Here is a 12,768-nt window from a genome sequence, read left to right as displayed (position 1 = left end):
ATTTATAAGATAGGAATGCTCTCTAGCCCAGAGCATTCCTATTTTATTATTGGGATTAGCGTAGTTTAATAGATCCGCCATCAACCATAATGGTTTGACCTGTAATATAAGCTGAATCCTCACTTGCTAGGAATACAGCTACACGTCCGATGTCGTTTTCTAGTTCACCAAGTCTTCTCATTGGGATCTTAGCAAGCATACCTTGATAGTACTCTGGGTTCTCTTCAGCCCATTGAACCAATCCAGGTGACTTAGCAATTGGAGCGATGATATTTACATTAATGCCGAATGGACCGAATTCATTTGCTGCAACGCGAGTAGCTGCACGGATAGCTTCCTTAGCAACTGCGTACGAAACTTGATTCACGTCTCCGTTAATGCCAGCGCCCGATGCAAAGTTGATGATGTTACCTTTTGTTTCTTTAAGATAAGGTAGGGCTGCTTGCATCAAGTAGAACGTTGGATAGAATCCAGTGTCGAAAGATAGATCGAAGTCTTTCTGTGTTGTGTCCGCAATGGAATTCATACGGGACGCATGTGCATTGTTGACCAAGATATCGATTTTGCCAAACTTCTCAACAACAGTCTTCACGATATCTGCCAATTTGTCGTGTTCTGCTAGATTCGCTTGAATGAAGATGGATTCAGGTGCATATTCTTGTAGCTCTTTAATCGTCTGGTTACCAAGCTCAGCATTCAGATCGATAATAGCGACAGTTGCGCCTTCTTTAACGTAAGCTGTTGCGATACCTTTACCAATACCGCCACCAGCACCAGTGATAATTGCGATCTTGCCTTCGAGTCTTTTCATGGATGATATCTCCTTTACAAGAAAATGATAGCGTGGATGATATAAGCATCTCGATCTATGAATGCGCTTTCACTAAGTCTCACTAAGGCAGGATTCGGTGGAAGTTCTACCTTTCGGTATCCCAATCACATTCAATAATCCCAATCTTAGTATGCGCTTCATGTAGCAACATTCCAAGTAATCGGGATACTTATTTTATATTGGTTACTTAATGTAACCATCTTACGCCTTAAATTCTTATGTGTCAATCTTGTGAATAAAAGAACTTGCAGTGCACTTTGTCACAAGGAAGAAATTGTATGATATAGTGGAAGAATTGAAGAAAAAACGAATAAATTCATAACCTTGTTATTAAAAGTACCTAAATATATCGGTATTTTCCAGATCTGGAGGTGTTCGTAATGACTGAAGAGGAACAGAAATATGAGTTAATCAAAAAGGTAGAGAAATGCTATGAAATTATATGCAAAAAGTGGATGGGGATTATCATTCATACCTTAATGACTGAACCTAAGCGATTCAGTGAGATTCATGTTGCTATACCAGACTTAAGTAAACGAATGCTAAATGAACGGATGAAAGAGTTAGAGGATTGTGGACTTGTTTTAAGACATGTCATTACAGATCGACCTGTCAGGACAGAGTATTCATTAACTAGAAAAGGTAATGAACTAGGCTCCTCACTTCGAACGGTTGAACGCTGGGCCGAGAAATGGATGTAACGAAGGGGATTTTTCATATATAAGTAACAGCCCTCAACCATAGGTTGTGGGCTGTTTTATCCGAGCTGTTGTGGAAGAAGTGTTGAAAATGATGTGATCAAGGTTATTTCTGCTTCATTAGGTTTACAATACCCTTAGCAACTTCTAATTTACGCTAACAAGAGGTGTTTTCGCGAATGTGGTATTCGAAATCGAAAGAAGAGGTCCTACAGAACTTTAAAGTAACCCCAGAGGCAGGGCTAACCTCCGAAGAAGCGAAAGCCAAATTAGAGAAATATGGCCCTAACCAATTAAAAGGTAAACCGAAGAAGAGCATGATCGCGTTATTCTTCGCACAGCTTAAGGATATGTTAATCTATGTGCTCCTTGGTGCAGCAGTTGTTACACTAATCGTTGGAGAATTCGTGGATGCGATCATTATTTTGGCTGTTGTATTGTTAAATGCAGCAATCGGTGTGTTCCAAGAGAATAAAGCGGAGAAAGCGATTGAAGCATTACAACAGATGACCACCCCTAAATCACTTGTCAGACGTGATGGTGAAGTGAAAGAGATTAATTCCATAGATATCGTTCCTGGGGATATTGTTATTCTGGATGCGGGCAGATACATACCTGCAGACTTACGGTTAATCGAGAGCGCGAATCTTCAGATTGAGGAATCAGCCTTAACAGGAGAATCTGTACCTTCAGATAAAGATGCCAATGCGCTCCTTGAAGATCCCAAGACACCACTTGGTGATATGTCTAACATGGCCTTTATGTCCACGCTGGTTACCTATGGTAGAGGCGAAGGGGTAGTCGTCGGCACGGCCATGGATACGGAAATGGGTAAAATCGCTGGAATTTTAGATGAAGATACGGAGCAAATGACTCCACTGCAAAAAAAGCTAGAGGAACTCGGCAAAATATTAGGTTACATTGCTATCGGGATCTGTGTGCTTATTTTTGTTATCGGCCTTATCCAAAAAAGGGATCTGTTCGAGCTGTTCCTGACGGCAATTAGTTTGGCGGTTGCGGCTATTCCCGAAGGGCTTCCGGCCATCGTAGCTATCGTATTAGCACTTGGTGTGACGAGAATGTCGAAGATTAATGCCATTGTGAAGAAGCTGCCAGCCGTTGAAACGTTAGGCTCTGTGAATATCATTTGTTCAGATAAGACGGGGACATTGACACAGAATAAAATGACCGTTGTCAAATATCATACAGCAACCCCACTAGGCGAGGAGCCACCTGTTGAGCTTATCAAAACCTTTGTTTTATGCTCAGACGCTACCTATGAGAACGGTCAAGGTACGGGTGATCCTACCGAGGTTGCACTTGTTATGTACGCAGAACAGAATGAAATACAGAAAAAATCGCTAGAAGCGGAGTATAAACGGGTATCTGAGAAGCCATTTGACTCCGATCGAAAGCTGATGTCCACCTTGAATCAGACCCGCAAAGGCTACCGGGTACATACCAAGGGGGCCATTGATCAACTGCTTAAAATCTCCTCTTCTGCTGTTGTAAATGGAGAGGTTGTACCTCTAACTGAAGAGTTGAAGCAGCAATATCTCACAGCAGCAGAGGCGATGTCGGATGATGCTTTACGGGTTCTAGCCGCTGCGTTTAAAGACACAGATCAGATTCTGGAACCTGATGAGATGGAGAAGGATCTTACTTTCCTTGGTTTTGTGGGTATGATTGATCCACCGAGACTGGAAGTGAAAGATTCCATCCGAGAAGCGAAAATGGCCGGTATTACGCCTGTGATGATTACGGGCGATCATAAGAATACAGCTGTTGCAATTGCGAAGGACCTGGATATCGCCACTTCCATCGAACAGAGTATGACAGGCGCTGAAATTGATGAAATGTCTGATGAAGAATTTCAGAAGAGAATTAAGGATATCCGGGTATTTGCCCGTGTATCTCCTGAACATAAGGTGAAGATCGTTAAGGCCTATCGTGCGCAGGGAAATATCGTTTCCATGACAGGGGATGGAGTGAACGATGCGCCTTCCTTGAAGAATGCCGACATTGGTGTGGCTATGGGGATTACCGGAACTGACGTATCCAAAGGTGCGAGTGACATGATACTTACGGATGATAACTTCACGACGATCGTGCATGCGATCAAGGAAGGAAGAAACATCTATGCGAATATCAGAAAGACGGTCACGTTCCTGCTGGCTTGTAACTTCGGTGAAGTCGTTGCTATTTTAGCATCGATTGTGTTCTTCTGGCCCTTGCCGCTCCTTGCTACACAAATTCTCTGGATTAACCTTGTAACCGATACACTGCCTGCCATTGCGCTTGGTGTTGACCCGGGCGAGGATGATGTAATGAAGAAGAAGCCAAGGGATCCTAAAGAAAGTTTCTTCGCAGGTGGTGCAGCTATCAATGCTGTCCTTGGCGGAATTCTCATCGGAAGTTTAACCTTATTCGCCTTTTATTTGGGGTTGCGAGAGCATGGGTATAGCCTAGGTTCAGACAATATCTCGGAGGATGCAATGACGTATGCACGTACAATGGCCTTTGTGGTGCTTGCCGCATCTCAGTTGTTCTACGCATTCTCGAAGAGAAGTGCAACGAAATCGATCTTCCAGATTGGGTTGTTCTCCAATAAGCTGTTAGTTGGTGCTGTTGTTGCAGGGCTTCTGCTGCAATATATTTCGATTAGCATCCCGTTCCTTGCTAATGCCTTTAACGTGCAGAATCTTCACCTTGCCGATTGGGGGTTGGTCATCGGACTTGCGTTACTCCCTCTTCTCATTAATGAGATCATCAAGGTATTTGTGCGTATGAGAAGAATAAAGGAAGCATGATGTAAGAAAAAACTAGTAAATCAAGGGCGAAATCGGCTGAGTACTCACTCGAGATCGATCTGTCATGCAGTTAAGAATGCCCTACATGGAAGCTGATGCTTCCATGTAGGGCATTCTTTGTTTATGAAGTTCAATAATTAACTCGATACCGTCATCGATTGCGTTCGGCACGAGGTGACCAGTGTTTGCTCACTTACGTTCCCGAATGCATCAATAGCATGGACTGTTACTGAATACGCATGGTCTGGAAGTAAATCCGGCAATGTCAGCGTGATCTGCTCAACTAGTGGATAGTTATAGTATTCGGAATAGGCTAAGTATGAATGAAGTTCCTCACACGTTGATGCATCACACAGTGTAATTTGATAGGAATGGACAATTTCATTGTCAGTTGCCTGGTCAAATGTAATGGTTACAGAGTGTGAAGTCGTTAGGTCCATCTCTACATGAATTTCCGCAGTTGAAGGGAAAAAGGGAGCTTCTTGATCTCGATCTTTTCTATAGATAAATGACTCTGAGGTGGCGGGTAATGACACGACCCACGCCTCATCGATCTCTCGTTCATTCGCGAAGTCGAGACGATGGATAACAACTTGATCCTCGTACACCTCTACAAGACAGCCTTGACAGAATTGCTCATGCCCTGGGGGGAGATTGCCTTGAATCTTGCCTCGTTCTACCTCCATATAGCTGAGTGATGCTGTTCCGACCGAAGTGAAATATTGCTGATGTATACTGCGTGGATCATTCAGCGGATAATGAGAGTGACCGGAGAATGTAATCACTTGTGGATAAGGCTTTAGTGCATCCATGAATGCCTCAAGGTTATCCACAGTCCCCCACTCTTCACTGCCGTATACCGTATCCGTTAAAGGCTGATGCATGAACACAAAGATAGGACGATTCGGTGTATCCGCAGAGGCCGTTTGAAGCTGTTCACTGAGCCATGCAATCTGCTCAAGAGAGAAATGGCCTGGTGTTATATGCTGTTCGGTACCCATGACGATAAAGTGATAGCCTTGTATGACCTCGTGATAATAGAGTGAAGGCATACCCGTCTTCTCCAGAAAAAGAGCCTGTGCTTCTTCGGTGGGCAGTCCGTTCCAATAATCGTGATTGCCAATCGCAATAAGCGGCTGCACACTTGGAAGCTTATGCTTGCGGAATACCTCCATATTCCGATCATACTCTTCTGCATACCCGTTATTCGTTAAATCTCCTACAATAACAAAGGCATCTTGATGAGGTGCGCGATTATTCAGCTGGGTCAAAGCACGTTCAAACTTGGTGATACATCCGTCTCCTGTCGGAGCGATATGTACATCACTAATGACGGGAAAGATAAGATGCGGCTGTTGATTTCGTGACATCGATAAGACAGCTCCTTTTTATTGTGGTAATTTTATGTATGCGTTCACAACTACAGTTTATTTCCTTTTGCTTCCTTTGAACAGCGTTGATTTCATGAATGAAATCATTATTGACTATGTATGATTTAACATAGCGTTATAAGGATGAATGTAGCTTGTTTCATTGACAGAATCAGGGTACGGTGATATTCTCAATCCAATCAAGAGGGGAATCCGTCTGACATATATTGTGGCATTCCCACGTGACAAGAAGCTCTTCACATGAAGAGTTTTTTCCATTTCAAACGAAAAGAATGTGATGACTTGAAGCAGGCTCATTTACGAATGAATGGCTTTCTAAATAAGTACTTTTCCGGAGAGTCGATGGATTACAGGCAGATTTTTGCCTTGTTTTTACCGATTCTGATTGATCAGGCTTTTATTGTCGGACTGAATCTGGTGAATACGGCTATGATCAGCTCGTCAGGAGTGGGAGCGGTCAGCGCTGTAAATATGGTCGACTCGCTGAATGTATTTCTGATCAACGTGTTTGTGGCTGTGGCGACTGGGGGGACGGTCGTTGTGGCGCAGTATAAAGGAAGTCGTAATGACTTGATGGTGTCACGGGCGGCCGCTGGTACAGTAACCTCTGTTGCGTTAATCTCAATAGGCGTTGGTTTATTAATTATGGGATTACATGGTCCTGTACTTCATCTCCTCTTCGGATCAGCATCGCCAGATGTGCTGGAGAGCGCCCGAATCTATCTGATCGGGAGCAGTGCTTCTTATGTAGGTATTGCGGTTGTTCAGGCTGTCTGTGGTGCCTTGCGGGGAATTGGGAAGACAAGGGCATCACTAGCGCTTTCGCTCATTATGAATCTGATGTATGTTGCGCTTAATGTAGTCTTCATTAACTTTTTGCAGATGGGTGTGCTAGGGATGACCATCGCAATCAATATAGCTCGCTATGGAGGAGCCGTCTGCGCCCTGTACTACTTGTTCAAAGTCGATGCTACGCTGCATCTGCGTGTCCGAGATCTGTTTCATTTCCCGCTGTCTATGCTTCGTAAAATTATGTTTATCGGGATACCATTTGCCGCAGAGCAGATGTTCTTTAACGGTGGGAAAATTTTAACTCAGGTGTTCATTGTAAGCTTGGGGACGTATGCCATTGCCACGAATGCAATTGGCGCATCTCTCGCGATGGTCTTCCAGATCCCTGCAAGTGCTTTGTCTTTAACCGTAGTTACGGTTGTAGGGCAGTGTATTGGGAGCGGGAATATACCTGATGCAAGAAAGTTCATTAAGTCTTTTCTCTGGCTCGGTGCCTGCTCTTTGGCGGTGACTGGTCTGATATTGATGCCATTGTTCCAGCCGCTCGTTGGATTGTTTAATCCTCCAGCCGATATTGTGGATGATCTCTTCTTACTCCTATTGATTAATACGCTTGTCCAGATTCCGCTCTGGCCGATTAGCTTTATTCTACCTTCCGCGCTACGGGCGGCAGGTGATTCCAAGTTCACATCGATTACTTCGATGATGACGATGTGGTTGTTCCGGGTTATTTTTGGTTATGTTCTCGGAATTGTGATGGGCATAGGGATTCTGGGTGTCTGGCTCGCGATGAACTGTGAGTGGGGTGTGCGAGGAGCTCTCTTTCTATGGCGTTTCCGCGGGAAGAAATGGTATGAGCATAAGCTTATCTAAAATGAAGGCTGTTTATAAACCAACCGGATCCTTGAATTAGGAACCGGTTGGTTTTTTTGTTATTACTTTCGTTAGGCTTGAATCGTTTCTCTTCCTTGATGTCATATGACAACAATCATGACAATCTTCACTATTTGGCGAATGTATATTTGAATATAGTTAAGAGGTTAATCCAGAACAACATCTGATGTTATACTTAATAGAAATAACACTTGGAAAATAATCTCATATAAATCCTTATGTAGCGTTCGGATGACATACATGCTAGCGGGGAGTGCGGCGATATGATCGAAATGCCGGGTTATCAAATGTTAGAAGTTATAGGCTCGAACGAAGAGGTCCTCATATTCAGAGTGCTTCGTGATGAGGATGGCCTGTGTGTGATTGCCAAGACAACCTATGAAGAGTATCCAGGCGCTCACGTGATAGACACTTTTCGGTACGAGTATGAGATGCTTAAACGTCTAGGTGGACGAGGGGCGTTGCAGCCTTTTAGTCTGGAGTATGTGTCGAACCGGCCTGTTCTTTTCTTGCAGGATATGGGGGGTAAGACGCTTGAACATACATTACATTCGCATGGGATGTCATTAGAGCTGCCTGATCTCTTAAGCATTTCCGTAGCTGCGGCTGATTGTCTTATGAAAATACATCGTGAGAACGTTATACTTCACGAGATCACACCTTCCTCTCTATTAGTGAACCTAGACACGCTTGAAGTAAGGTTCGTTGATATTCGTTTGTGTTCTACAGACCAGAGCAAGAGTCCGTTATCGATGAAAAGTGATCGGCCAGACTCTGTTCTGCCGTATATATCCCCGGAACAGACGGGAAGAACGGGGATCACACCTGATTTCAGATCTGATTTCTATTCACTTGGTGTAACCTTCTATGAATGGTTCTCTGGGATTTTACCGTATGATACCCAAGATGCTATGGACATTGTATATCGTCATCTTGCTACTACACCGGAATCACTTCACCATCGATTTCCGTGGATACCCGAGGCACTCTCTGGCGTTATCGCGAAGTGTATGGAGAAGATGCCTGAAGCCAGGTATTCCAGTGCATTCGGATTGAAGTCTGACCTCGTAGAGTGTTTATCTAGATATGATGTTGGGGGAGAGGTAGAATCTTTCGCACTGGCAAGTCAGGATACGCCAGAGAGATGGACAGTCCCAGGGAAATTTTATGGTCGCCAAGCAGAACAGCAGCAGTTGAGAGATGCATTAGAGCGGGTTACGAACGGCACTACTGAGGTAGTGTGGATTCGAGGTAGTGCGGGAATCGGGAAAACGTCTTTTGTAGGTGAGGCTTTTCGAAAAGAAGCTCCTTGTGAAGGCTTTTTTGCTATGGGGAAGTCTGATGCCGGTCATACCCCTCTTCCTTACGATATCTGGATTGAAATCATGGAGGGTTTAGTCACACAGCTGCTGATGGAGTCTAAGGTGCAGGCTGAAGTATGGAAGCTTCGGATATTGAATGCATTAGAGGGATTCGGGCAATTGCTAATCGATCTTGTTCCTAAACTGGAATTGATTATTGGCAAACAAGCTTCTGTGCCAGCACTGCCACCAGCGGAGGGTAAGAATCGGCTACATCTTCTTATGAATCGGTTCATTCAGCTGTTCCTTCATGAAGATCGTCCATTGATCTTATTCATTGATAATCTTCATTCAACCGACGAAGCCTCTGTGCAGTATTTAGAGTGCCTTCTGGAGGATCGGGAAACGAGGTATTTGCTGGTGATTCTAGCTTACCGTGAGGAAGAGGTTTCGCCAGAACATCATATCATTCGTCTGAAGAGGCAGTTTCAGGAACGTGATATTGTGATGCGTAGTATTCAGATAAAGGCCCTTGAACTCGAAGATTTGAAGCAGTTACTCTATGATGCGATGCATGCTGAATCAGCAGGGGAGAGGGAGTTGGAGGATCTGGCCGTGCTGCTACTACATAAGACAGAAGGTAACCCTTTTTTCTTAAAGCAGTTTCTTCAAGATCTGGTTGACGATAAGTTAATTGTGTTCAGTGAATCCAGTCGATGCTGGGAATGGGATCTGGAGCTTATTAAAGAGATGAGTGTTCCCGATAATGCGGTTGCATATCTATCGGATAAGCTGAAATTATTTCCGTACAGAACCGTTTATGCGCTTAGTCGAGCCGCTGTATTAGGAAGCAGTTTTGATCTCGACATGCTCTCTTCGATTACGAGTATTCCAATACAAGACCTTTCCGAAGTGCTGAGTATCGCTGTTCGTGAGCATTTGCTACAGATTGTCAGCGGTGGAGATGAGGTATCAACTTCCTATAAGTTTCAGCATGATCGAATTCAGCAAGCGGCATATGATCTTGTGTTCGAGGCTGAACGTCCTGATTTACATATGAGGACAGGGCTAATTCTGGTGCAGCGGATTAAATGTGGTCATAATATTAATTTATTTGAAGCAGTTGATCATTTGAATCAGGGCGGGGCTTGGATAGATTTTGCCGAAGTGAAGTTGGAAGTAGCAGATCTTAACTTGCAGGCAGGCATGATGGCGAAGCAGTCCACAGCATACGAAACATCGTTAAGATATTTACGATGCGCTGCGTCACTACTTGAGGAAGAGAACTGGGATCATGACTATGAACTTACCTTTCAGATTTATCGGGAGCTAGCGGAAGTCGAATACTTATGTTCGCATTATGAGAGGGCAAATAAGCTGTTTGATATGCTGATTAGTAAGGCGAATACAAGCTTGGACCAAGCCATTGTCTATAGTGTGAAGATTCAGCTTGAGTCAGCTTTTGATAATTATAAAGAAGTGATATCCTTAGGCCGAAAAACATTGGATTTGTTAAATGTCAGTCATAATTTTGATCCTAGTTCATTGGAATTAACATTTCAGTGGTTCCGCCTAACTCGAAAAATGAAGAACCGTTCGATAGAATCGCTGGGAACCCTCCCACCGATGACGGATGAAGTCCGTAAAGTGGCTATGTCTGTGCTAGTTTATACGTCGAATGCCTGTTTTTTTGTCAATCGAAAGGCCTGGCTTTCTTCGACCTTCACCATGATTGAGTTGACGATTGATTATGGTCTGATGCCAGAGTCTTCAATCGGGTTTATAGGGTATGGGATGTTCTTGTATTATCATTTCCGTCACTACGATCAAGCTTATCAATGGGGATTACTTGCGTGTCGCATATCGAAGCCTTATCCCACACTCTACATGAAGACAATTTCTTCATTTACGATGTGTTACGATAGCTGGCGTCGTTATGACCCAAGCGTACTCGATACATTTACGCAATATGCAGGAAAGGTCGGGCTTGAATCGGGAGATCAGTGGCATGGTAATCAGAGCATTCTGATTAACTGTGGAGCACTTTTTCTATGTGGCCATCCACTTGGGATGATCTATGATCGACTGTTAGCGCACTCAGGAGAGTTACTTAAGCATGCTAATAGTCTTCATATGAAACAAGCAACCGTATTTATGGCTATAATTATTCGTTTAACGGGATATCGTGCACCTAACGATCCATTTAACATAGAGGATGTAACTCTTGAGGACTACGCACAATCAGTCCATGGAGATGAGTTTAATTTAATCGAGGAGCTCGTCTGTACACTTCATTATCTTCCTGGATATTTGTTTGGTCGGTATCGTGAGGCAAATGAGGCTTTGAAGAGATCGGCTGAGATTCTGGTGGCCCGCGAAGGCTACAAAGATTATGCTGTTCAATACTTCTATGAGTCGTTAGTGTGGGGGCAACTTTACGAAGATGCTTCACCTGAAGAGCAAAAAGAGATCAAGATAAAATTGCGTAAGCGTCTGAAAAAAATAAAACAGCATGCTGACCGCTGTCGGGAAAATTATTTACATAAATACTTGTTGATTAAAGCGGAACTATCGAGGCTGAATGATAAGAATCGCTTAGCAGAAGAGTTGTATGAACAATCCATCGAAACAGCTCGTAAGTATGGGCATATTCATGATCTGGCGATGGCTGCCGAGTGTTACAGCAAATATGGTCTTCAAAATGGAAAAATGCAGATTGCAAAAACGTATATGACTGAAGCGCATGAAGCTTATCAGAAGTGGGGAGCGACAGCGAAAGTCTTGGATGTGGAACAAAAGTATGGGCATCTTCTGAATGCGAGACGAGAAAGCGGACTTGAAAGTGTTGATTACCTCTCTGTTGTCATGTCTACGCAGGCTTTATCAGGCGAGATGGAGATGAGCCGTTTGCTGGAAACGTTGATGCATATTATGCTCCAAAATTCAGGAGCAGACTCCGGCGCGCTTCTTTTTCTCCATGAGAACGGCTGGGTTGTCGAAGCCTATGGAACGTCAGAGGAGATCTATGTGAAGTCAGTCCCCTTAGAGGAGGATCCTAGCTTGGTTCCATCAGCCATCATAGCCTATGCGGCAAGAACCAAAGAGGAAGTTGTGCTGCATCATGCGGCCAGAGAAGGGATTTTCTCACGAAATGCGTATGTTAAGAATAATGCATTGAAATCAGTCCTGTGCCTCCCGATCATGCACCAGAAGAAGTTAATCTGTCTGCTCTATATGGAGAATAAGCTGTCCTCAGACGTATTTACTCCGGAACGACTCGATGTTTTAAGGCTGCTTGGTTCTCAGTGTGCGATCTCGATCGAGAATGCGAGACTTTATTCGGGGATTCAGTATCTGAGAGATAATCTGGAAGAGCAGGTTGAAGAAAGAACACGGAGACTGGAACGATCGATGCGCGAGACGTCGGCGGCCTTGGCTGAAGTTTCTGTGTATGAAGAGCGCAACCGGATTGCTCAAGAAATACATGATATTGTGGGACACACTCTTACATCAACGATTCTTCAGATTGAAGCCGGAAAAAGACTCATGCAGAAAGACCCGGACGGCGCTGCCATCAGGTTGAAAGAAGCACAGGATCTTGTCCGCCACAGCTTGAATGAAATCAGAGGTTCTGTCCATATGTTGAAGCAAGACAAGTTTGCTGATCTTGGACAAATGCTGAGTCAGCTGATACGTGATGCAGAGCGGAATACAGGCGTCATTATCGAATCGGATATTCATGATATACCTGAGCTGTCTGCCGCGTATAAGAAGACACTCTACCATGCACTTCAAGAAGGCTTGACTAATGGGCTCAAGCATGGTGGAAGTACAGAGTTTCGCTTTCGTTTGGAGATTGCTGATGAGAGTCTGCAGTTTAGGCTTGAAGACCACGGAGCAGGCTCGAGTCATATCGTCATGGGGTTTGGGTTAAGGACGATGAAGGAACGTGTTGAACAATTGAACGGCAGTTTATCCATTGACTCACAGCCTGACCAGGGCTGTTTGCTAAGTATCGACCTGCCGTATCCTATGCAGTGAAATGGGGGG

General features: G+C 44.1%; 6 protein-coding genes. 4 read left to right on the top strand and 2 right to left on the bottom strand.

What is annotated here, in order from left to right; translation table 11 throughout:
- Nucleotides 1-55: 55 nt before the first annotated feature.
- The gene (locus AC3WJJ_RS17640; RefSeq protein WP_492542702.1) at nucleotides 56-811 is read right to left on the bottom strand and encodes an SDR family NAD(P)-dependent oxidoreductase; all 756 of its coding nucleotides are present in this window, start codon (nucleotides 809-811) and stop codon (nucleotides 56-58) included.
- Between the two features lie 401 nt (nucleotides 812-1,212).
- Between AC3WJJ_RS17640 and AC3WJJ_RS17635 the strand changes: the two genes are divergently transcribed.
- Together AC3WJJ_RS17635 and AC3WJJ_RS17630 are read left to right on the top strand one after the other, a co-directional pair.
- Nucleotides 1,213-1,533, top strand: a complete 321-nt coding sequence (locus AC3WJJ_RS17635) for a winged helix-turn-helix transcriptional regulator (protein WP_492542700.1) — start codon at nucleotides 1,213-1,215, stop codon at nucleotides 1,531-1,533.
- Nucleotides 1,534-1,709: 176 nt separating this feature from the next.
- Entirely contained in the window at nucleotides 1,710-4,340 is a 2,631-nt protein-coding gene (locus AC3WJJ_RS17630; RefSeq protein WP_492542699.1) for a cation-translocating P-type ATPase, read from the top strand.
- A gap of 137 nt (nucleotides 4,341-4,477) precedes the next feature.
- Here the strand turns inward: AC3WJJ_RS17630 and AC3WJJ_RS17625 are convergent, their stop codons facing one another.
- Nucleotides 4,478-5,710: a metallophosphoesterase gene (locus AC3WJJ_RS17625; RefSeq protein ID WP_492542697.1), complete on the bottom strand. Its 1,233-nt coding sequence runs from the start codon at nucleotides 5,708-5,710 to the stop codon at nucleotides 4,478-4,480.
- Nucleotides 5,711-5,971: 261 nt separating this feature from the next.
- On the opposite strand from AC3WJJ_RS17625, the gene AC3WJJ_RS17620 reads away from it, so the two are divergent.
- Entirely contained in the window at nucleotides 5,972-7,396 is a 1,425-nt protein-coding gene (locus AC3WJJ_RS17620) for an MATE family efflux transporter (RefSeq protein WP_492542695.1), read from the top strand.
- Nucleotides 7,397-7,680: 284 nt separating this feature from the next.
- Entirely contained in the window at nucleotides 7,681-12,759 is a 5,079-nt protein-coding gene (locus AC3WJJ_RS17615) for an AAA family ATPase (protein ID WP_492542693.1), read from the top strand.
- Nucleotides 12,760-12,768 lie beyond the last annotated feature (9 nt).

Source organism: Paenibacillus sp. FW507-14B1B (assembly GCF_058781425.1).
The sequence above is the reverse complement of the archived record's forward strand: the minus strand, read 5'-3'. Positions and strand labels throughout refer to the sequence as shown.